Source organism: Flavobacterium reichenbachii (assembly GCF_002217435.1).
Classification (GTDB): Bacteria; Bacteroidota; Bacteroidia; order Flavobacteriales; family Flavobacteriaceae; genus Flavobacterium; species Flavobacterium reichenbachii.
The window spans coordinates 54,143-76,618 of record NZ_MUHF01000023.1 but is presented as its reverse complement, the minus strand read 5'-3'; the positions used below and the strand labels follow the sequence as shown (position 1 = coordinate 76,618).

Annotated in this window: 21 protein-coding genes and 1 tRNA gene; 16 read left to right on the top strand and 6 right to left on the bottom strand. The window is 32.0% G+C overall.

Annotation, left to right across the window (positions count from 1 at the left end; all coding sequences use genetic code 11):
- The first annotated feature begins 8 nt into the window (after positions 1–8).
- The 4 genes from B0A68_RS19630 to B0A68_RS19615 all read left to right on the top strand — a co-directional run bounded on the left by B0A68_RS19630 (position 9) and on the right by B0A68_RS19615 (position 4,557).
- Positions 9–2,009 carry a fumarate reductase/succinate dehydrogenase flavoprotein subunit gene (locus tag B0A68_RS19630; RefSeq protein ID WP_035681648.1) on the top strand — a complete coding sequence of 667 codons (2,001 nt, stop codon included), beginning with the start codon at positions 9–11 and terminating at the stop codon, positions 2,007–2,009.
- Positions 2,010–2,101: 92 nt separating this feature from the next.
- Entirely contained in the window at positions 2,102–2,848 is a 747-nt protein-coding gene (locus B0A68_RS19625; RefSeq protein ID WP_035681650.1) for a succinate dehydrogenase/fumarate reductase iron-sulfur subunit, read from the top strand.
- A gap of 155 nt (positions 2,849–3,003) precedes the next feature.
- On the top strand, positions 3,004–3,780 hold the full coding sequence (locus tag B0A68_RS19620) for a DeoR/GlpR family DNA-binding transcription regulator (protein ID WP_035681654.1): 777 nt from the start codon (positions 3,004–3,006) through the stop codon (positions 3,778–3,780).
- A gap of 9 nt (positions 3,781–3,789) precedes the next feature.
- Positions 3,790–4,557, top strand: coding sequence for a nitrilase family protein (locus B0A68_RS19615; RefSeq protein ID WP_035681657.1), 768 nt, complete (start codon positions 3,790–3,792; stop codon positions 4,555–4,557).
- Here the strand turns inward: B0A68_RS19615 and B0A68_RS19610 are convergent.
- Positions 4,554–6,242 (bottom strand): Ig-like domain-containing protein, encoded by a 1,689-nt coding sequence (locus tag B0A68_RS19610; protein WP_035681660.1) that lies wholly within the window; start codon positions 6,240–6,242, stop codon positions 4,554–4,556. The genes B0A68_RS19615 and B0A68_RS19610 overlap by 4 nt on opposite strands.
- A gap of 170 nt (positions 6,243–6,412) precedes the next feature.
- Between B0A68_RS19610 and B0A68_RS19605 the strand changes: the two genes are divergently transcribed.
- The 6 genes from B0A68_RS19605 to B0A68_RS19585 all read left to right on the top strand — a co-directional run bounded on the left by B0A68_RS19605 (position 6,413) and on the right by B0A68_RS19585 (position 12,234).
- On the top strand, positions 6,413–7,417 hold the full coding sequence (locus tag B0A68_RS19605) for a hypothetical protein (protein WP_035681662.1): 1,005 nt from the start codon (positions 6,413–6,415) through the stop codon (positions 7,415–7,417).
- Positions 7,377–9,698, top strand: a complete 2,322-nt coding sequence (locus tag B0A68_RS19600; RefSeq protein WP_035681665.1) for a hypothetical protein — start codon at positions 7,377–7,379, stop codon at positions 9,696–9,698. Before B0A68_RS19605 ends, B0A68_RS19600 begins: the two co-directional genes overlap by 41 nt.
- A gap of 31 nt (positions 9,699–9,729) precedes the next feature.
- The gene (mce, locus tag B0A68_RS19595; protein ID WP_035681667.1) at positions 9,730–10,134 is read left to right on the top strand and encodes a methylmalonyl-CoA epimerase; all 405 of its coding nucleotides are present in this window, start codon (positions 9,730–9,732) and stop codon (positions 10,132–10,134) included.
- A gap of 146 nt (positions 10,135–10,280) precedes the next feature.
- Positions 10,281–10,354, top strand: a tRNA-Ile gene (locus tag B0A68_RS19590).
- A 220-nt stretch (positions 10,355–10,574) separates the two neighbouring features.
- On the top strand, positions 10,575–10,700 hold the full coding sequence (locus B0A68_RS24795; RefSeq protein ID WP_262486739.1) for a hypothetical protein: 126 nt from the start codon (positions 10,575–10,577) through the stop codon (positions 10,698–10,700).
- A 169-nt stretch (positions 10,701–10,869) separates the two neighbouring features.
- Positions 10,870–12,234, top strand: coding sequence for a tetratricopeptide repeat protein (locus B0A68_RS19585; RefSeq protein ID WP_035681670.1), 1,365 nt, complete (start codon positions 10,870–10,872; stop codon positions 12,232–12,234).
- A 209-nt stretch (positions 12,235–12,443) separates the two neighbouring features.
- Here the strand turns inward: B0A68_RS19585 and B0A68_RS19580 are convergent, their stop codons facing one another.
- From B0A68_RS19580 to B0A68_RS19570, 3 genes are read right to left on the bottom strand one after another with little or no spacing between them, the layout of a single operon-like run.
- On the bottom strand, positions 12,444–12,917 hold the full coding sequence (locus B0A68_RS19580; RefSeq protein WP_035681673.1) for a hypothetical protein: 474 nt from the start codon (positions 12,915–12,917) through the stop codon (positions 12,444–12,446).
- Between the two features lie 2 nt (positions 12,918–12,919).
- The gene (locus B0A68_RS19575; protein ID WP_035681675.1) at positions 12,920–14,086 is read right to left on the bottom strand and encodes a hypothetical protein; all 1,167 of its coding nucleotides are present in this window, start codon (positions 14,084–14,086) and stop codon (positions 12,920–12,922) included.
- Between the two features lie 9 nt (positions 14,087–14,095).
- The gene (locus B0A68_RS19570; protein ID WP_035681677.1) at positions 14,096–15,514 is read right to left on the bottom strand and encodes a hypothetical protein; all 1,419 of its coding nucleotides are present in this window, start codon (positions 15,512–15,514) and stop codon (positions 14,096–14,098) included.
- A 323-nt stretch (positions 15,515–15,837) separates the two neighbouring features.
- Here B0A68_RS19570 and B0A68_RS19565 point away from each other — a divergent pair, with 323 nt between their 5' ends.
- From B0A68_RS19565 to B0A68_RS19555, 3 genes are read left to right on the top strand one after another with little or no spacing between them, the layout of a single operon-like run.
- Positions 15,838–16,569 carry a hypothetical protein gene (locus B0A68_RS19565; protein WP_035681680.1) on the top strand — a complete coding sequence of 244 codons (732 nt, stop codon included), beginning with the start codon at positions 15,838–15,840 and terminating at the stop codon, positions 16,567–16,569.
- Positions 16,570–16,611: 42 nt separating this feature from the next.
- On the top strand, positions 16,612–17,028 hold the full coding sequence (locus B0A68_RS19560) for a very short patch repair endonuclease (protein ID WP_035681682.1): 417 nt from the start codon (positions 16,612–16,614) through the stop codon (positions 17,026–17,028).
- A 3-nt stretch (positions 17,029–17,031) separates the two neighbouring features.
- On the top strand, positions 17,032–18,258 hold the full coding sequence (locus B0A68_RS19555; protein WP_035681684.1) for a phospholipase D-like domain-containing protein: 1,227 nt from the start codon (positions 17,032–17,034) through the stop codon (positions 18,256–18,258).
- Here the strand turns inward: B0A68_RS19555 and dcm are convergent.
- On the bottom strand, positions 18,242–19,237 hold the full coding sequence (gene dcm / locus B0A68_RS19550) for a DNA (cytosine-5-)-methyltransferase (RefSeq protein WP_035681686.1): 996 nt from the start codon (positions 19,235–19,237) through the stop codon (positions 18,242–18,244). The genes B0A68_RS19555 and dcm overlap by 17 nt on opposite strands.
- 613 nt (positions 19,238–19,850) lie before the next feature.
- Between dcm and B0A68_RS19545 the strand changes: the two genes are divergently transcribed.
- Positions 19,851–20,093, top strand: a complete 243-nt coding sequence (locus tag B0A68_RS19545; RefSeq protein ID WP_035681689.1) for a hypothetical protein — start codon at positions 19,851–19,853, stop codon at positions 20,091–20,093.
- 32 nt (positions 20,094–20,125) lie between these two features.
- On the opposite strand, the gene B0A68_RS19540 is transcribed toward B0A68_RS19545, so the two are convergent.
- Complete coding sequence (locus B0A68_RS19540) at positions 20,126–20,716, bottom strand: riboflavin synthase (RefSeq protein ID WP_035681691.1); 591 nt, start codon at positions 20,714–20,716, stop codon at positions 20,126–20,128.
- Between the two features lie 57 nt (positions 20,717–20,773).
- On the opposite strand from B0A68_RS19540, the gene pdxA reads away from it, so the two are divergent.
- Together pdxA and B0A68_RS19530 are read left to right on the top strand one after the other, a co-directional pair.
- Positions 20,774–21,823 carry a 4-hydroxythreonine-4-phosphate dehydrogenase PdxA gene (gene pdxA / locus B0A68_RS19535; RefSeq protein WP_035681693.1) on the top strand — a complete coding sequence of 350 codons (1,050 nt, stop codon included), beginning with the start codon at positions 20,774–20,776 and terminating at the stop codon, positions 21,821–21,823.
- A 105-nt stretch (positions 21,824–21,928) separates the two neighbouring features.
- A complete protein-coding gene (locus tag B0A68_RS19530) occupies positions 21,929–22,471 on the top strand; it encodes a YceD family protein (protein ID WP_035681695.1) in 543 nt (180 codons plus the stop codon).
- Positions 22,472–22,476 lie beyond the last annotated feature (5 nt).

Genomic DNA, 22,476 nt, shown 5'->3' with positions numbered 1-22,476 from the left:
CAATTATAATGGCATTAGATTCAAAAATTCCAAATGGTCCTATAGCGGACAAATGGACAAATTATAAAGATCATATTAATTTAGTAAACCCTGCTAACAAACGTAATCTTGATATTATCGTTGTTGGTACAGGTTTGGCTGGAGGTTCTGCTGCGGCTACTTTGGCAGAATTAGGATATAACGTAAAAGCATTTTGCTTTCAGGATTCACCTCGTCGTGCGCACTCTATTGCAGCACAAGGTGGTATCAATGCAGCAAAAAATTATAAAGGAGACGGTGACTCAGTTTACAGATTGTTTTACGATACTGTAAAAGGAGGTGACTACCGTGCACGTGAAGCAAACGTTCACCGTTTGGCAGAAGTTTCTTCAAATATTATTGACCAGTGTGTGGCTCAAGGTGTACCATTGGCTCGTGAATACGGAGGACTTTTAGATAACCGTTCTTTTGGAGGAACTTTGGTTTCTCGTACTTTTTATGCACAAGGACAAACAGGACAGCAATTATTGTTAGGAGCTTATTCTGCAATGAACCGTCAGATTGGTCGTGGAAAAATAAAAATGTACAACCGTCACGAAATGCTTGATTTAGTAATCGTAAACGGGAAAGCAAGAGGTATTATCGCTCGTAACTTAATTACCGGAGAAATAGAAAGACACTCTGCTCATGCGGTAGTAATTGGTTCTGGAGGATACGGAAACGTATTTTTCCTGTCAACAAATGCTATGGGAAGTAACGCAACAGCAGCTTGGAAAATTCATAAAAAAGGAGCGTTTTTCGCAAATCCTTGCTACACACAAATTCACCCAACATGTATTCCGGTTTCAGGAGATCACCAGTCAAAACTGACTTTGATGTCTGAATCGTTACGTAATGACGGTCGTATTTGGGTTCCTGCAAAATTAGAAGATGCTCAGGCAATTCGTGAAGGAAAGAAAAAAGCAACAGATTTATCTGAAGCAGATAGAGATTATTTCTTAGAAAGAAGATATCCTGCGTTTGGTAACTTAGTTCCTCGTGACGTTGCGTCTCGTGCAGCTAAAGAAAGATGTGACGCTGGTTTTGGTGTTAACAAAACGGGTGAAGCGGTTTACTTAGATTTTGCAGCAGCAATTAAACGTTACGGAACTGAAGATGCTTACGTAAAAGGTTTAGATGATAAAGATACTGCTTTGATAACTAAATTAGGAGCGGCAATCGTGAAAAGTAAATACGGAAACTTATTCCAAATGTATTACAAAATCGTCGATGAAGATCCTTATACAACACCAATGATGATTTACCCTGCGGTTCACTACACAATGGGTGGAACTTGGGTTGATTATAACTTGATGACTACAATTCCTGGATGTTTCTCAATTGGAGAATCTAACTTCTCTGATCACGGAGCAAACAGACTTGGAGCTTCTGCATTGATGCAAGGTTTAGCTGATGGATATTTTGTACTTCCTTATACTATTGGAGATTATTTAGCTCCAGATATTAAAATGGGAGAAATTTCTACAGATTTGCCAGAATTCGTTGAAGCTGAAAAAGCTGTTGTAGATCAAATTAATAAGTTCATCAATAACAACGGTAAACATTCTGTAGATTATTTCCACAAAAAACTTGGAAAAATCATGTGGGATAAAGTAGGTATGGCTCGTAATGCTCAAGGTTTGACTGAAGCTATCGAAGAAATTGCTGCTTTACGTGAAGAGTTTTATAAAGATGTAAAAGTGCCGGGAAGCGCTAACGAATTTAATCAGGAATTAGAAAAAGCAACTCGTGTTGCCGATTTCTTAGAATTAGGAGAATTGTTCGCAAAAGATGCTTTACACCGTAACGAATCTTGTGGAGGTCACTTCCGTGAGGAATACCAGACAGAAGAAGGAGAAGCACTTCGTGACGATGATAACTTTGCATACGTTGCAGCTTGGGAGTACAAAGGAAAACCAAGTGATGCCGTATTACACAAAGAAGCTCTGAATTATGAAAACATTAAATTAGTACAGCGTAGTTACAAATAGCAATTAGTCAAAAGACAAAAGTCTTAAAGTCTAATGGCTAAAATGTCAAGCGACTTTCGACTTTCGACTTATGACCTTCAAACTAAAACAGTATGAAACTTACATTAAAAATATGGCGTCAGAAAAACGCCCAAGATAAAGGAGGGATTGTAGAATATCCTATTGATGGAATCGAACCAGACATGTCTTTCCTTGAAATGCTTGATGTTCTTAACGAACAATTAATCAACAAAGGAGAAGAGCCAGTTGCATTTGACCACGATTGCCGTGAAGGAATCTGCGGAATGTGTTCTTTATTCATCAACGGAGAAGCACATGGACCAGACAGAGGAGTAACAACTTGTCAGTTACACATGCGTATGTTTAAAGATGGCGATACAATTTTTATCGAACCATTTAGAGCAAAAGCTTTTCCTGTAATTAAAGATTTAGTGGTTGACAGAAGTTCTTTTGACAGAATTCAGCATGCAGGAGGATTTATTTCTGTAAATACTTCAGGAAATACTATTGATGCTAATACAATTCCGGTTAACAAAGACGATGCAGATAAATCTTTTGATGCTGCAGCTTGTATTGGGTGCGGAGCTTGTGTGGCAACTTGTAAAAACTCTTCGGCAATGTTATTTGTTTCTGCAAAAGTTTCTCAATATGCATTATTGCCTCAGGGTAAAGTTGAAGCAACTGACCGTGTTTTAAATATGGTTCACCAAATGGATTTAGAAGGTTTTGGAAACTGTACAAATACTGGAGCCTGCGAAGTAGAGTGTCCTAAAGGAATTTCTCTTGAAAATATTGCACGTATGAACCGTGAGTATTTAGCAGCAAGTTTAAAAGGATAATATAATTCAATTTATATAGTACAAAAGCGCATTCAATTTGAATGCGCTTTTTGTTTTTAGATACCTTAACCGCGCTTTGTTGATGCCGTTTGGTTTTGTTAGTCTGTAATATTATTTGAAATGTTTACATTTGTTATAATTAAATTATATTGAGTATGGATGCTGATAATGAAGTATTAAATTATAGTAAAGAAGATAGAAAGAACCACATTTTGAGAGAAATAAACCTGCACACGCGTGTGAGTTTTGAAACACTTTCGGCTAAGTTGGGAGTTTCTGAAGATACTGTGAGACGCGATATTAATGAGCTGGAATCTGAATCTCTTTTGATTAAAGTAAAAGGCGGTGCAATGACAAATGGTTATCATTATTCGTCATCGAACCAAACCTATGCGGTAGAATCAAAGCAGATTATTGCTCAGAAAGCTATAAATCTTCTTCATGACGGAATGGTTTTGTTAATTGATGGGGGAACTACCATTAGAGAATTTATTCGCTTAATTCCAAACGATTTAAATCTTACCGTTTTTACCATTACAGCATTGTCTGCAGTACAGCTTTTGGATAAACCCAATATCAAAACAATTATGATAGGAGGCAGTATTTCATCATACAGCCAAATGTGTGTTAGCGGTGAAGTATTTCATCAGCTGGCTAATATTAAAGTCGATTTGTTGGTTTTTGGAACTAATGCTCTGGATGTCGAAGGAGGATATTCAGATTCTGACTGGGAAACAGTTCAGGTAAAGAAAGCGATGATTCAGGCTTCTAGAAAAACTGCGATTCTAACGATTTCAGAAAAACTCAATACTGTTCTGAAAATGAAAATTGCGAGCCTTTCTGAGGTTGATTATATTATTACAGAATTAAATCCAGATCATAAAAAACTGGAAGTATATAAAAAATCGGATTCTGATTTGATTATTATTTAAATTTAAAATATGAAAATCGCACTCATTCAATCGGATCTTCATTGGGAAGATATTTCTAAAAACAGAAGTAATTTTGAAACTAAGATAAAACAAATTGATTCTGATATTAATTTGATTGTTCTTCCTGAAATGTTTTCTACCGGATTTACTATGAATGCGCCGGCTGTTGCAGAAACGATGGAGGGCGAAACTATTTCCTGGATGAAGTCTATGGCAATGGAGAAAAATTGTGCTCTTACAGGAAGTTTGATTATTGTTGAAAATGGACAATACTATAACCGGATGGTTTTTGTTTTTCCGTCAGGCGAAATTAAATATTACGACAAAAGGCATTTGTTTACGCTGGCTGGAGAAGATCAATTTTACAGCAGCGGTAAGGAAAAAGTAATTGTGGACTATGAAGGCTGGAAGATCTGTCTTCAGATTTGTTATGATTTGAGATTTCCGGTTTTTGCGAGAAATGTCGAGAATTACGACTTACTTTTGTATGTTGCAAATTGGCCAAAAGTACGTACAAATGCTTGGGATTCTTTACTTAAGGCAAGAGCGATTGAGAACTTGAGTTATGTTGCAGGAGTAAATAGAGTGGGTCTCGATGCACATGATTATGAGCATATCGGACATTCTCAGGTTGTTGATTTTTTAGGAAATTTTATCCTCGAACCACAAGAAACAGAAGCTGTCTTTGTGGTCGAATTAGATAAAAATATATTGTTGGAAACTCGAAAAAAACTCGACTTTTTAAGCGATAGAGATCACTTTGAAATTGAAATTTAGAAAGCTTTTCGTTTTTTCTCTGCCTCTTTTTTCTTTTTCTCATCCTGTTTTTTCTCTACTTCAGGACTAAAAGGTATGCTTAAATCGATAGTTTCGTCCCGATCCCAATTGGCACGGACATCATATGCCTGCTGATAATAATATACTTCTTCTGCATATCGTTTTTCCAGATAGCTTCCGGTATCGTATAATTTATTTTTATTATCATCATAAATTACGCGTATGGTAAATAATTCCGGAACAACTAAGTTAAATTCGATTCTTGTTTCGCCTTCAGAATAAGCAGAGGCCAGAACGTTATCGCCTTTTTTATTGGTTAGTTCAACAATAATCGGGAAACGTTTTACATTCTTTAGATTCAGGATTAAATTTCCGTAGTCAGAAAGTTCTTTTGTGGCTAATTTATAAGATAAAGTATCATTTGTCTTTTCGTAAAAATCAGTCAGAGCGCCGGGGAAAAAAGTAAATTTATATGCATTAGAAGGTTCTCTCTTAAAATCTACATACAATTTTTGGTCAAATTCGTCGTATTCTGTAGTAAAATCTACAGCGACAGAATCTTTGTTAATCAGTCTAATTTTAGACTTGTCAAATTTAACCAGCGGTGTTTCGGTTTCTAATGTAAATCGATCTCTGTAATTAATGCTTCCGCTTTGAACTGCTTTTATATTTAAAGTGTCTTTCTTCTGATCTTTAATTTTAACAGTAAACTTTTTATTATACTTGTCTTTATCCACTTCCAGCGAAAGCGAATCAACTTTTATGGGTTTGTACCAAATTTGAAGGGAATCTTTTTTAGGAAACTGTGTTACAATAGTTTCAACGGTTTCGCTGCCATTTCTTAAAGTAATTTTAGGTTTAGAATTTTTAAAATTCTGTTTTCCTTCATAAGGAAGCAATAACCTATTTCCAGAGGCTTGTATAGGTTTGAAGGTCTTTAATGGTAAAGTTTCTTTAAATAATTCAACTTCGTAAACCGTATCATTTGGCACCGTGATATAGTTCTTTAAAAAACCAATTTTGTCGTCCTTCGGATTAAATTTATTATTAGACGATTTGTCTTTTAAAGCAACCATCAGGTATTTTCCGGCTTTTAAATTTTCAAATTTAAAAGTCCTCATACTGTCCAAAGTGTTGGTAATATATCTTGGAGTCTCTTTGTAGATAACAGAATCCTTAAACTTATCGTTTACATCATAAAGCATTACCGATACAAAATTGTCTACGTTTTTTTCGTACGCGTCTTTTATTCTTCCGTTTAGAGAAAGGGAGTCAATATATGGGCCGGTAGAAAAAACGTATTTGAATTGATTTAAAGCATTTCCTTCGTTATTATCTGCAATACTTTGACCAAAATTAAAACTGTAAGTAGTATTTGGCTGTAAAGTATCTCTGATTTCTATGGTAATAAATTTACTTACCGATGTTGGTGAAATTAGAGGTTCTTCTTTCATCGGAGGAGAAATAATCAGCTGTTTATTGATGTTTTTTAATTTTATATATTCATTAAAGACCAAATTAACTTTGTTTCCTTTAAAATTGGTACTGAAATTCTTAGGCGTACTAGAGATTAGCTCTGGAGGAATAGTGTCTTTTAATCCGCCAGTGATACTGCCTCTTTTTGCACAGCTTACCATTAATAATACAAATAAAAATGAAAAATATTTAAGTGTGTTTTTCAACATATAGGTTTTAAATTTGATTGCACAAAATAACGATTATATTTGCTTTAATTGAAATATTTTATCCATTTATTAGGATTTATCCCTTTTGTGTCTGCTATTTTTTTAGTTTACGAATTCTCTGCTTTTGTTATAATTTCTTACTTTTGAGTTCAAATTTAATATTCTGCATTTTGTTAAAGAGATTTCTTTTAGTTTGTGTCTTTTTTTTATTGGTTTCCTGTAGTAAAAATGAGCAGCCGGTAATTGCTTTTTATTACTGGAAAACGATCTTTAAATTATCTCAAACAGAAAAAAATATTTTAGAAGTCAACAAAGTTAATAAGCTATATATTAGGTATTTTGATATTGGTTTACAGGAGCAAACCAAAGACCCAATTCCCATTAGTCCGATTCGTTTTGAGGAAAAAGCAAATAATTTCACCATTGTTCCTGTTATTTTTGTTCAGAACAAAGTAATGTTGAATTCTAATTTAGATATTGAAGCTTTGGCTCAGAAATCAATTCGTCTTGTAAATCAAATCAACGAATTTAATAAAATTACGGTTCAGGAAATTCAAATTGACTGCGACTGGACTTTAAACAGCAGAGATAATTATCTTAAATTTATAGAACGATTTAAACAGCTTTCGCATAAAAAACTTTCTGCCACAATAAGACTTCATCAGGTAAAATATTTCAAAAAAACAAAAATACCAAATGTAGATTCTGGTGTTTTAATGTATTATAATATGGGGTCAATTGCTCCGGATTCTTCAAATTCTATTTACGATCAGAAAGCTGCAGAAAAATATCTTAAAAGCCTCAAAAAATATCCCCTAAATCTTGATGCTGCACTGCCAATTTTTTCTTGGGGAGTTCATATTAGAAATCAAAAAGTGGTAGGGCTTCGTTCTAAAGTGAATGTTTCGGAACTTAAAAAAGATAGTAACTTTGAGCAGGCAGGTGCTTTGTTTTTTAAGGTAAAACATTCCAATTATAAAAACGGAATTTTTTATGAAGAAAAAGACCTGCTGAAGATAGAAGCCGTTTCGGCAGACGATTTAAAACAAATAGCAAAAGAGCTTGATGAAAATCTGGCTCGAACTCCAAAAGAAATTATATTTTACGATTTAGACGAATTCAATTTAAAAAACTATGAAAAGAATATTTTTGAGCAGGTTATTTCTTGTTTCTAGTGCCTCTTTACTTTTTGTATACGGAATAATTTATGCCTGCGGCGGTGGAGACGATTGGGATTACTTTGGTTACAATTCTAATTTTACGCCAGAAACTTTTGCAGATAAGTCGTATGCGCCTCTTTTTTTATCAGGCGGTATTTTTTACGGAATTGGTTTTGATACCCAGCACAATTCTCGTTTTAACGATAATATAAAATCTGATTGGGCTGCTTATCTAAAAGGGAAAGCAGATACGACGACGGTAAACTACTTCTTGATTGGAGATGAAAAGCCGGTTTATTATGAAGGAACAAAAAAACCGTCTCCCAATAAAGCAGAGATAGAACAGCTTCATGTTTTTTTTAAAACCAAAAAAGACAATAAAAGTTCTCTAAAATGGGGTAAGAAAATTAATTTGAAAGAAGATAAAATTAAGAGTTTTATTGAGTTTCTGTATTTGGCACAAAAAATAGAAACGGTTTCTATTGGGGATGATTACTGGAGTTATGAACCTGTGAAAGCTAAAACTTTTAAGGATGTAAAAATGATTCAGTCTATTGAAAATGTGTATAATATGACTGCAGATTCATTCTTAAAAAACAGATATTGGTTTCTAACAATGAAAGCCCGTTTTTACAGTAATGAGAAACAGAAAGCAATCTTGTTTTTTAATAAAACAGAAAATACAGTTCCCAAAAATGTCTTGTATTATCGTGCGCTCTCGTATGTGGCCGGAATAAATTATCAGCAGAAAAAATATGCAGTTTCAAATTACTTGTATGCGCAGGTTTTTGATAAATGTCCGGAATTGAGAATTGTTACCGCTTACAGTTTTCGACCAAAGAGCGAAGCAGATTGGACTAAATCGCTTGCAATGGCGAAGAATAATAACGAAAAAGCAGCACTTTGGGCCATTCACGGATTTTATAAAGATGAAAAACAAGCGATTGCAAAAATTTACGAATTAGATTCTAAAAGCGAGCATTTGAATTATCTGCTAACCCGATTGGTTAATAAAATGGAGGAGAACATAAATAGTTCTTTTCAGCAGAAAGCAGGAGAAAATCTGCCGATGAAACCGCAGTCGATTGCAGAGAATAAAGCAGAAAACGAATCTAAACTGGATAAAAGCGCTTTTGACTTATTAGCAAAAATTGCTGCTGCAGGAAATACAGACAAGCCATATATGTGGGATTTGGCTCTTGGATATCTTCAGACTTTGAAAAGTGATTATGCAAATGCAGATAAAAATTTTGATAAAGCAGCAAAAACACTTCCTAAAACACAATTGGCAGAATATCAATTGCGATTATTACGCTTTATAAATAATCTCAGTAAAATTGATAAACTGACCGATAAAAATGAAAAAACAATCCTGGCCGATTTAAATTGGCTTTATCAAGAGCTTCCAACGAACTATAAAGGAAACGAATTTCGTTATCAGAATGCTGCGCAATGGAGTAAAAACTATTTGGCAGTACTTTATAAAGCAAAAGGGAATCCGGTAATGTCTGAGCTTTTTGGAGCTTCACGTTATGATTATTGGAATTATCAAAGTAGTTTTTATGATAACGAAAAAGATTTGTTAGACATGAAAGCCTTTTTGACCAAGTCTAATAAAACTGAAATAGAGAAAATTGGAGCAGGAATTTATCATTTGAAGCTGAAGGATATTAATAATTTCCAAGCTGTTCAGGCGACTTACAAAAATAAAATTCCTGAAGCGATTGCTTTTCTGCAGCAAACCGATTCGGTGCAATATTATACTTTTTTAGGAAATCCGTTTAACGGAGGGATAAAAGACTGCCACGATTGTGATCATGCAGCTTATCAGAAAAAGAAATATACTCAAATGGATTTTTTAACGACTATAAAATCCATGCAGGATAAAGTGGCTCAAAAAGAGGATGTTTATACCAATAGTTTACTTCTCGGAAATGCATTTTATAATATTACTTATTTTGGTAACGGAAGAACGTTTTATGAAATCAGTATCCCAACTGATAATGCGGGAACTTATTCTTGCGACATTGCAAAGATGTATTACAAGAAAGCTTTTGATGCGGCAACCACAAAAGAGCAAAAAGCAAAGTGTCTCTACATGATGGCCAAATGCGATCGAAACGACTTTTATAATACCACATACAAAAATGTGAGCTGGTGGGAGAGAAAGGATGATCAAATTGATTTTATTGCCTGGGAAGGTTTTAAAGCTCTGAAAAAAGAGTATTCGGACACCAAATATTATCAGGATGTTATTGCTGAATGCGGTTATTTTAATACCTATATAAATAAGTAACTTAAATTTTGTTTTTGAAAAAGTAAATGAAATGGTAAACAAAATAGAACATATCGGAATTGCAGTAAAAAATATGGATGACGCCAATGTATTGTTTGAAAAACTGCTTGGTGTGCCCTCATGCAAAATGGAATCTGTAGAAAGCGAAGGTGTGCTGACTTCATTTTTTCAGACGGGTGTAAATAAAATCGAACTTCTAACGGCAACAAATCCTGAAAGTCCTATTGCGAAATTTCTAGAAAAAAAAGGAGAAGGAATTCATCACATTGCTTTTGATGTTGAAGATATTCAAGCTGAGATAGAACGTCTAAAAAGTGAAGGATTTGTATTGATTAACGACATTCCGAAGAAAGGAGCGGATAATAAATTAGTTGTTTTTCTGCATCCAAAGAATACAAATGGAGTTTTGGTTGAGCTTTGTCAGGAAATAAGATAAAAAAGATCATTTTTTTATTTTAAATAAGAGCTTGAAAATCAATCTTATTCTTAAAACAAAGGGATTGAATTGAAATTAAATGCAAATCAAGTATTAAAATATTTGGTGTAAATCAAAAATAGTAGTAATATTGCATCCTCTAAACCGGTCCTATAGCTCAGCTGGTTAGAGCACCTGACTCATAATCAGGTGGTCCCTGGTTCGAGCCCAGGTGGGACCACAATTTTAGAACAAAAAGCCTTTACAGCATTGTAGAGGCTTTTTTCGTTTTAATCGACGAACATTTTTTAAAAGTACTGTAAAAAAGACTTGTTTTATTTTCAATTAGTTTTACTTATTTTTATGGAAGCTAACTAATTGAACATGGAAATTTATATCTACATCATAACGTTTGTGTTATTTTTTGCTCACCTAATCTTATAGAGAGCAATATAGCTGATATGACTTTGAAAAAAGATTTTAAAACAATAAAATTTGGTACTGCTAGCACAAAAATCTCATCAGCAGAAGAAGAGAAAAAACTGAGAAGAGAAGAACGAAATAAAGCGGATAGATTAAATGAGTAAAATACAGGTCCATTAGAAAAACACATACAAGACAATATAAAAATAACTGTGGTTAAAGAGGGTCAGATATTCATTCCGATTATTTATACGGAGATTCAAGTTGAATTAAAACTACCATATGTCAAATATCTTTTTAATCAGGCTAAAGACGCGCTTAAAGAATAAATTTATGAAAAAAAATATTGCAATTTTAATAATGTTTTCTTGCTCTCATTTGTTTAGTCAAAATGATTCGAGGAAATATTATGATGAATCTTTAGCATTAGAAAAAACTAAAGACTATGATAAATCTCTAATTTTTGTTAATAAAGCATTAGAAGTTGACGGGCAAAAAAGGGATTATTTATTACAAAAAGTTAAGCTTCTTTATTTTAAATCCAAGTGTAAAGATGCTATCAATATTTTGGAATCAATAATCACATCAGAAAACAAATTTGACGATATTACTGTAACCTATTTTGCGGAATTAACAGATTGTTTAGGGAATAATAAAATAGCCACACAAGCGCTTTTAGACTATATCAATCAAAATAATTCTCCAGAAGTTACAGCTGTTGTTGCTCAACGATATTTTACGATGGAAAAATATGATGAAGCAATATTTTACTATCGTAAATTAATCAAGATAAATCCTAATGATATCGATGCTATAATTGATTTGTCAAGAATTTTATACGCTTACCAAAGTAAGGAAGAGGCTTTAAAAGAATTGATGAAAGGTTTAGAAACCAATAATGAGAATATTAAATTGTTGACTTTTTTAGCGAGTGGCTATCACAATATGAAGGAGTACGATAAAGCTATAAATATTGTAAATAAGATAATTGCTTTAGAGCTAAAGCCTGAGCATTTAGCAAGTAGAGCAATGTTGTACGAGCTGCAAGGAAACAAAAAAGAAGCATATAAAGATTATAAAAAAATCATTGAACTAGTAAAATGCAATTTAGAATATTATCAAAAGATATTGCAATATGAAATTGAAAATAAAATGTATGAAAATGTAATTAATGATAGTTATGACATTATTAATTGCAGCAAAGATTACGAAAGTTTTCTACTTGATGGATTATATACATCCTTATTCTTTCAAAATAATTTTGTGGAAGGTAATAAATACTTAGAAAGAAGACTTAAACAAAATCCGGACAATTTTAATCCATATTATTTAAAAATCCTCTATTCTCTAGAGAAAAGAGAATTTAGTGATATTTTAAAATACGCTGATTTAGCACTCAAAACAAAAGATATTGAAGAAAATGACAAGGTTAATATTAGTTTATTGAAACTTGGATATTATCTACTAAAGGAAGATTACCCGGCACTTGTAGAATATTGGAAATCGGGGGCAATTAAGTCACTAGATAACAATTTGAACTTTACCATTATTGAAAACACATCAGATAGAGCTGAAGTGAAGACTAATTATAATAAAGAAACAGGTGTTATAAATTCAACATTAGTGATACCAACAAAAATTTTAAAATTATTATCTGATAAGTACAATTTTAAAATTGATGTCGAAAAAAATAATTAGAGCTAAAGTTTTAGAATTATATTTCTAAGATTTTTTACAGGAGTGTTTAATAAAAACACAAAGTTCGCAAAGCTTTATGTTGATGTAGCTTAGCGAACTTTATGTTTTTGATGCGTATAGTAAAATTAAACCTTAGCGTACTTTGCTTTTAAAAATTAAGATAACTCCAGACGTTTTTGTATATCAAAATAATATCAAAAATGAATTTGTTATTTTCTTAAAATAATAGACATATCACTATTGAAAACAGCTTCGGACTCAGACCCAAATTTTGTCAGCTTGAAATCAAAGGTGTATTTACCGTCTTTTGGAGCAGTAAATTTTTTGTTTTCAAGTTCAAATTCAAAACTTTCTTTATATATAGAAGTCTTTTCAGGTGCATCTCCAGAACTTGCCTTAGCATTTATTATATGATCTCTTCCAGAAGTAAATCTGCTAATACTGTCAAATTCAACGGTTTTGTTATTTTCTTCAATCAGATACTTAATGCTGTATTCAGGATATGCAGTATTGGCATTTATCTTGGTCCAAAACACAACAGTTTCTCCTTTTTTCAAACTGATTTCACCAGAAGAAGTAATTTCATCTTTTACAGGTACTTCAATTAAATCTTCCCCGACAAAATGACAACCGCTGCATGTTATTAGTGCTATTAATGCAGTAAATTTTAGTATAATTTTCATATTTATTTTTTTAGAGAAGGAATATCCAACGTCTTGTTTTTTGAATAATAATTGAACATTTTAATGTAAAAATCCCTCGTAAGGTCTGAAACCTCATTTGTAATTAAATAAAAACTTTTTTGGTCATGCTGTACATTACAAATCAATATTTCATGAACACGATCACTATTTTCTGGATCTGTAATTTTTATAGCTGCAACATTGTCTATTTGAGAATAGCTGTATTTGTTTGATGTTGAATATCTTAAATCAAGGAAAACTTCTTCAAAACGGTTACTGATTTTTTCAGGTAGTTCGAACTTTTCTAAAGTATTTGTTTTTACCGCATTTAGAAAATTAAGATAAGCAAAATCCATTGTATCATTTGATCTGTAAAACGTTACATAACCATAGTTTCCTTCTGATCTCGGCGATACAGATTGATTGGGACCCAGAAAAGCTTTCATTTCTTTATTTAATTTAGTAAAAATAGATTTGAATACATTGATTTCTGCATGAGGTGAATTCAAAACATATTCTTCCCAAGAATTGAAAGGAATTTTGCTGAAATCTTTTTTCAATAAATTTTTACCATTTTTAAGCATGTGAAGAGCCATGTTTTCTTTTTCAGGAAATTTTGCAAAATGATCTATTTCTCCAGTATAAAAAATATAGCTTTTTGCGGCAGTATCGTACTCGTAATGGATAACAGTAAAATTTTCGCCGTAAATAATGCTATTAGCATCTTCGTAGTAAATATTATTTTCTTTTACAAGCTGCTTTTTGATTTCCGGCATGCTCACCAAGTTTGGGTTTTCTTCTTTGATGACATAAACGTTTTGTTCACAAAGTCTTTCACTTGGAAGCAATGCCGAGGCCAACTCAATGCCAATTACATCTTTTCGGTTTATAAAATTTATTTTTCCAAATTCCAAACCAATATTACCTTGTTCGTACACAGTAATTCCACTATTGTAATTGTCCGGAATAGCAATATTAAATTTACCAGGTTCAGATAAAGAAGTCAGATTTACTTTTAAATTTAAGATCTTTTGAGCATCTTGTTTGTTAATTTTTGTCTTTTGAGGAATTAATTCGTTATTGGCTGGATTTTCTTCGAGATTATATCTTTTGCACCCTGATATTGATAAAAGGAATACCAGTACATATATTATTTTGATAATTTTCATAATGAGTATTTATTGTTGATTGAACTTATCAGTATCTGCTGTTAAGTTTTCTTGGTTTTGGGTGTTTGAATATGCAGCATAAAAGGATTTATGTAAAACATAATAAAAAACATAATAAAGAATAAAAACACCAAAACTAGAGAGCCATAAAAAGGAGAAGATCTTGTCTTTGAAAAAAGCGAGATAACCTTCGGTAAAATCAAAGAAGCGTTTTATGTCTTCAAAATATAAAAACAGAACTACTGCAAAAGGAACAATTTTGGTCATGATTTTATAATGAGCAACCAAAAATATTGCTAGAATAAATACAGGAATTTTTATCAAATCTGTTATGGTTTTTACTTCATTTGTAAAATAATCATATACCAGAAAAAGAGTTAGTAAAAGGCAATAAATACCTAAATGAATTGTTTTGTTTTTCTTTAAATTATCAAAATATTGAGTAACGTTTTCTGCTTTTTTTGTTAGAAGTAAAACTAAAAACGGAAAAATATTTATTATAGGAATAAGCGTAAAAGCATTTATAACTCCAAAATATCTTTTTAAAGAATAACCTCGAAACTGAATTAAACTGCCTAAAAATCTTCCTGAATACAGCAATAAAAAATAGCTTGAAACTAATTTGCTTACTTCTGCTAAATTAAATTCTGAAGAGAACAAAGAAATTGAAAGTATCGATTGAGCCAGATTTAAAATAGTCAGAATCAAAATAAAATAGCTGATAATAAAACCCCACTTAAAGAATTTCGTATCAATAAATTGCTCGTCGATGGGTTTTCGGATACTTTTAATTCCTCCAAATCTATTGGTAATGTAGAAAAATCCGATAAGGGCAAATAAAATTTTAAACGTATTGATAAGCTCTATAGTCGTTATAAATATATCCTGCATGTAAGGTTCGCTGAAATTCAAAAATGTAAAATTTCCAAATGTATTTTCAAGTTCTACATCAATAACGTTAAGTAAAACTATTGATATCAGTACAGGAAAAATCCATTTTGTTTTTTTGGAAGTATCAAAGTTTTCCAGCGCAAAATAGTGCTTAACAAAATAAAGAAAAGGAATTAGAAAGCCTATAAAATTGATGATTTTGTAAATGTAGCTACTTTCATACCAAGTAAAATCGTAAAGATAGCTGGTCAAATTATAGTCTAAAAAAGAGGATATGCTATTTTTAAAAAAATAAGGGATACTCAATAATTGCAAAGTGATTCCGGTCCTTATTTTATTGTTTTTATAAAAATACCAGGCAAGAATAAACGTGTTGAAAAACCAAGAAAGGATACGCCAAAGTTGTGTAAATATAAAAGTGTTTGGGGTAAAAACTTCGATACAATAGAGAAGCATACTTATTGAAAAAAGTATAGTTCCGAATACCCAAATTTTATTAATTACATTATTTTGAGTTTCGCTAAAAATTAATTTCATAGAGTAGTTTTAAGAATATAGGGGAATTACGTACAAAAATATTCTTTTTAAAATGATATCAAAATTTTCTTTAACATTTATTGTTTGTCATCTTTAGGATAATTTGAAAAACCACTAATATCAATTTCCTGTCGTAAAAATGATGTTTTATTTCTCTCAGAATATCACCAATTTTCCATGATTTGACTTGGTAAATTCTACGAAATTTCCATATTTGTGATTTTGTATTACAGGTGGGGCCACTTATAGACAAGATCTTTTTTTGTAATATTTTTCTATAGTTTAAAAATGTATTTTTACTTTTTACGAACTAAAATAAGATCATGAAGTTAGAGCAAAGAGATAATAGCTATTTCATCACTTTAAAAAAGAGTTTTGAAAATAATGAAGTTGATTTCGCTTTCATAAAGCAAGCTTTTGATTTTGCCTTTAAAATGGTTTACGAAGGCGGATTTCATAGACCAGCGAGATCTGGTGGAGAAACTGAGAGAACAAATGCGGTAATTTTTCAAAACACATTTCAGGGAAAATTAGCAGAAATTGTATTGTACGAAAATTTGAAACTTCAGAATATTGAAGTAGAGTTTCCAGATTTCAGTATTCATGGAAAAGGAATTTGGGATGAAGCCGATTTAAAAGCAAATGGGAAATCGATTTGTGTAAAATCTGCAGCTTTCTTTTCTAATTTGTTGCTTTTGGAAACTAAAGATTGGAATTCAGAAGGAATATATATTCCCAATCTTGATAATTCAAATATAGATTCTTACGATTTTTTTGTTTTGGTGAGAGTTAAGCCTGATATAAAATTTGTTTTAAAAGAAACTCCTGAAAGCAAAGAAAATTTATGGCAGAAAATCGAAAAAACAGCTTGGTATTATGATATTCCGGGTTGTTGTTCTATAAAGACAATTCAGCATATAATTAAAAATCAATATGTTATTTCTAAAAATGCTTTGCTGAATGCTAAAACCAAAATGGATGCAGAGAATTATTATATTCAGTCTGGCGATTTACATGATTTAGAGGATTTGTATTCGGGTTTAAGAGAAAAATAGATTAAATTTATCATTCAAAGACAAATTTAATCTTAAAAGATCATGGATAATTTAACTCCCGAACAGCGGAGAAAAAATATGCAGGCGATAAAAAGTACGGGAACAAAAGACGAAGTCAGACTTGCAAAAGCTTTGTGGAATTTGGGATATCGATATCGCAAAAACAATAAAAAAATATTTGGAAAACCAGATTTGACTTTTGCTAATTATAAAATCGCCATTTTTATTGACAGCGAATTTTTTCACGGAAAAAATTGGGAAGCACAACAGTTACGCATTAAATCGAATCGCGAATATTGGATTCCAAAAATCGAACGCAATATGAAACGCGATGCTGAAGTAAATGAGTATCTGGTTTCAAAGAATTGGAAAGTTTTGCGGTTTTGGAGTAAAGAAATTCAAAAAGAATTAGAATCTTGCATCGAAAAAATTAAAGAAGAAATTGAAATTTCAAAATAAATAATGTTTCTAAAAACTCAGACCAATCAAAATATCGAAAACTATACAAGCGCTTTAAAAGCTATTGGTGCGTTTTCGAATTTGTTTAGTTCTTCAGACAAACCTTTTATTCAGTACAGAGTTGCAGAGAATGCTTTTTGTAAAGCATTTAGTGCAGACAATCTAGCGCGCGCAGATGTGGCATACGACGCCATTATAAACGGTTGCGGCATTGGTATTAAAACTTTTGTATTGTCCGGAAGTTCTAAAATTGAAAAAGTAGCCGAATTTAATTCACGCAGTTCAGAACTTAGAATCCTTAAAGGTTTGGATCTGGCGCGTAAGCTGGCAGATTTTAGAAATGAAAGAATTGAATTTGCAGATCGAGTTTACAATACTCAAAACAGAGTTTATCATATAATTGGTCGTGATAAATTTTTGATTAAAGTTTTTGAAATCCCTTATGATTTAATTGATAAAGATTCGATAGAAATTCTTGACGAAACTAAAAGCTCGCTGAAATTTAAAGATGCTTTAAACGAATACAATTTTAATTTTTCTAAAAGTGTTTTAATGAAACGCTTTATCATTCCTAAAGAATGTATTGAAATTGCAGTCGAAATCTTAGAAGAGCCAATCAATGTGCTTTTAAATCTGACGCAGCCAGGTTCTGGAAAAGAAGCCGATTTTGAAAATCAAAAGCAGCTGCAAAATACAATTGGTTTATTAACAGACGAAGAATTAATTCCGTTTGTAGATTATGTCATTCTGCCGTTATATTCTCCAGAGGCCAAAAAGAAACTAAAAGAACCAATTGTGCCAGTCAAAAGTCAGTTGAATCAATGGAACGCTGGCGGAAGAAAAAGAGATCCGGGCGAAGTTTATATCTCGATACCTTCAAAAATTAGAAATAATGCACCCGATTTTTTTCCAGAGAAAGATGTAATTTTTAATCTTAGAATTCCAAACGGTAAAATTCTTTCAGCAAAAGTATGTCAGGACGGGAGCAAAGCTTTAATGACAAATCCCAATAAAGCAATGGCCGACTGGATGCTTCGCGATGTTTTAATGCTCAAAGAAAATGAACTTCTTACTTACGATAAACTCAGAAAAACAGGTTACGACAGCGTGAAAATTACAAAATCTACCAACGATGACTATTTTATAGATTTCACCAAATTAGACGAATATGAATCTTTTATAGAAAAAGTGTCAGAAAATCAGGATGGCCAGTTTAAGCTTTCTCTTTAGACTTTTTCTTGCCTTTAGATTCTACTTTTTCAATAACCTTAAAAATTTCAGACGCCAATCTTTGAATAACGGGCATACTTACAGAGTTTCCGGCTTGTTTGTATAAATGCGAATTTGAAATCGCAGGTAATTTAAAGTTATCTGGAAAACCCTGAAATCTAAAACATTCTCTTGGAGTTAATTTTCTAAAACCATAATCGGTAGTAATAATGGGTACATTATGTCCGCCAGTTCCCATATTTGCAGTCAGTGTAGGGCATACGCTCGATTTGTTCTCTCTTACATATTGCCTTCTAAATTGATAAATTCGTTCTTTGCTCACAACAGATTCTTGCAGCATATTGTACATATACTTGTCTTCGTGATAGTAAAATTTATCGTCTACTTTTTCTGCAGTAATAAGATCGGTTATAGATTTGGTCAGATTTTCTTTATCAGGAAAATGAAATTCAAATTTATCATCCTTAATAAAATCTTTATCAAAAGCAATCATAAAGATACGCTCTCTGTTATGCGGAATATTGCCGAAATCTTTGGTGTTTAAAACCGAACTGTCAAAAGTGTAATTGCGTTTTTTTATTTCGTTCTCAATTACCTTCATGGTATTTCCGTTATCATGTCCTTTTAAATTTTTGACATTTTCTAGAAATACGACTTTTGGTTTCATTTCATCAATAAAATCTAAAATTTTAAAAAAATGATTACCTCTGCTGTCTTCAAAACCTTTTCTGTAACCTGCCACAGAAAATGGCTGGCACGGAAATCCTGCAGTCAGAATATCGATTTTTTTTAGAGCACTTACATCCAGAGACATCACATCTCCTTCGATAAGATTATGTTCAAAATTGTTTTTATAAGTAATACAAGCATTTTTATCAAATTCATTTGCCCATTCTAGTTTAAAACCAGCATTTTGAAAACCTAAACATATACCGCCGACACCAGCATATAAACTTCCTACTGTATATTTATCTTTCATCTATTTTGTTTGATATAATGAATTCTGATTCTTTAAATTAAAGAATAAAATCTTAAAGGCAATTTGAAATTAGTTTTCAAAAAGGTATTTTTTATTTTATGCAAATATATTAATTCGGCAGCATTGTTTTGCCGAATCGACAATTTAAAAGAAAGGCGACTTTTAAAATTTTAAAAAGAAAATGACCTTCACAGTTTTTTCTTATTTATTTAAAAGAGCAGTATGTTCCTGCAAATTTATAAGGAGTAAATATTTTTATTAGTTTAAAATTTTAAATTTAACATTATTTACTATTTTATAACTTACAGTGTATGTTTTTAAAAGTCATAGTAAGGAAGTGTTCCTTGTTTATAAGGCTTTGAAAAGGATAAAATAAATAAAACCATAAGACTGATCTTTACGTATATTAAAACGATTTCGTAATTGAATCTGCAGTGTTTTATAAAGAAATGGTTAGATTTTTGCAGACCTTTTTTTACTTTAAAAGTTGCATTTCTGCGAAAATCTTATACTTTTGTCAAAGATTTTCGATGTAAGCATAATGTTTGTGCGAAATTTCTATTAAGTAAGATTATTAATAATATATAATACTGCTCGCTTGCAGTTTAGTTTTATGAAGATAATAAAAACTTTATTTCTGGTATTTGTTTTAATTTTATTAAATGCGTCAAATGCCGCTGCTGCCGATATGCCGACTCCTGAAACTAATGCTTCAGCCGATGACGACTGTCCAGCTTGTCCGCCTGATCAAAATCAGGTGCCGATCAATCAAAATATTACTTTGTTATTAATAGGAGGCTTAGTTTTAGGAGCCTTTGTAGTATATAATAATAAAATAAAAAAAGCTTCAGTATAAACTGAAGCTTTTTTTATGAGTAGTTGCTGCCATTACTTATTTATGGCATAAAGTCGGGAAATGTATTTTCCGACTACATCAAATTCTAAATTTATTTTTGTTCCTTCTTTAAAACTTTTAAAGTTTGTATGCTCATACGTATACGGAATAATCGATACGCTGAATTCATTTGTTTTAGAGTTTACAACAGTAAGGCTGACTCCGTTTACCGTAATAGATCCTTTTTCTATGGTAATGTTGTTGAGATCTTTGTCGTATTCAAAAGTATAATTCCAGCTTCCGTTTGCTTCTTCAATTTTAATGCAGGTTCCGGTTTGATCTACGTGGCCTTGTACGATATGCCCGTCCAGACGATCTCCAAGTTTCATTCCTCGTTCCAGATTTACAATATCATTGGTTTTCCATTCGCCAATATTGGTCTTTAAAATTGTTTCTTCAATTGCAGTTACGGTATAAAAAGAGTCTTTAACAGCCACGACCGTTAAGCAGATTCCATTATGCGAAACACTTTGGTCAATTTTTAATTCGTTAGTTATAGAAGAATCTACCGTAATATGAAGATTGTTTTGATCTTTTTGTATTTCGTGAATCCTTCCGAGGGTTTCTATAATTCCTGTAAACATTGTAGTTTTATTTTACTAAATTTGCACATCAAAATTAGTAATAAATAACCTCAGGTCATGAATAAAAAAGCAGAAAATATAATTGTTGGAATTTCAGTAGGAGATTTAAACGGTATTGGAAGCGAAGTTATCTTAAAAACATTCGAAGATGCCCGCATGTTAGAAATGTGTACGCCGGTTATTTTTGCCAATGCCAAAATACTCTCTTTTGTAAAAAAGAGCTTTACTTCAACAGTTCAGTTTCATGGAATTGATAAACTGGATCAGGCTTTACCGGGAAAAGTAAATGTTTACAATCTTTGGAAAGAAGGTGTTGATATTAATTTTGGAGTTAATGATGAGAAAATTGGAGAGTATGCCGTAAAATCTTTTTTAGCAGCAACCAAAGCATTAAAAAACGAAGAAATTGATGTTTTAGTTACCGCTCCAATAAATAAATATAATATTCAGTCAGAAGGGTTTAAATTTCCTGGACATACAGATTATTTAGATCAGGAACTAGAAGGCAATGCGTTAATGATGATGGTGCAGGATAATCTGAGAGTTGGTCTTTTGACCGATCATGTGCCTTTGAGTGAAGTTACTTCACATCTGACAGAAGAATTAATTACGAGAAAAATTGAGACTGTAAGAAAATCCCTGATTCAGGATTTTAGTATAGTAAAACCAAAAATTGCTGTTTTAGGATTAAATCCACATGCAGGCGACGGCGGTGTAATAGGAAAAGAAGATGATTTGGTTTTGAAACCAGTAATTAAAAAAATCTTTGAAAGCGGTACTATGGTCTTTGGTCCATTTCCTGCCGATGGTTTTTTTGGAAGCGCTCAGTTTGAGAAATATGACGCCGTTGTGGCTGCATATCACGATCAGGGATTGATTCCTTTTAAAACACTTTCATTTGGTAAAGGCGTTAATTATACAGCGGGATTAAACAGAGTAAGAACGTCGCCGGATCACGGAACGGCTTTCGATATTGCTGGAAAAGATATGGCAGATTTTAATTCTTTTAAAGAAGCAGTTTATCTCGCAATTGATATTTATCGCTCGCGTAATCTGTATGAGGAGATTAGCCAAAAACCTCTTAAAATAAAAGAAAAACAGTTATAAACAAAAAAAGGTGAATAAGATTATTAGATTTATAATAATTTTATATCTTTGCACCCCAATTCAGATATCTGTTTTTAGATCTGAATTGATCAAATTGATGTTGAAATGAGCAAAACAAAAGAATTTTTAATTCCTTTCGTAGGATTAAAACTAGGAAAACACCATTTTGAGTATCAGATAAATAATGCGTTCTTTGAGAACTTTGAGTATGAAGAATTTCAAAATTCGGATATCAAAGTAAATTTAGTTTTAGATAAGAAGAGCACTATGCTGGAGTTAGATTTTAAACACAAAGGAACTGTAAATGTACCTTGTGATCTAACGGGAGAAGATTTTGATCTTCCCTTAAAAGGTAAAATGAAGCTGATTGTTCGTTTTGGAGATGAATTCAATAACGATAATGAAGAATTGCTGATTCTGCCTCACGGAGAGTTTGAAATAGATGTAGCACAATACATTTATGAGATGATTGCTCTTTCAGTGCCGCTAAAACGAGTTCATCCAGGTGTTAAAGACGGAAGTTTACAAACAGAAGCCCTGACCAAACTGAATGAGCTAAGAGTCAAAGAAGAAAAAATTGAGAATAAACAAGAAGAAGATATTGACCCGCGCTGGGAAAAATTAAAGAAACTATTAACGGATAAATAATATAG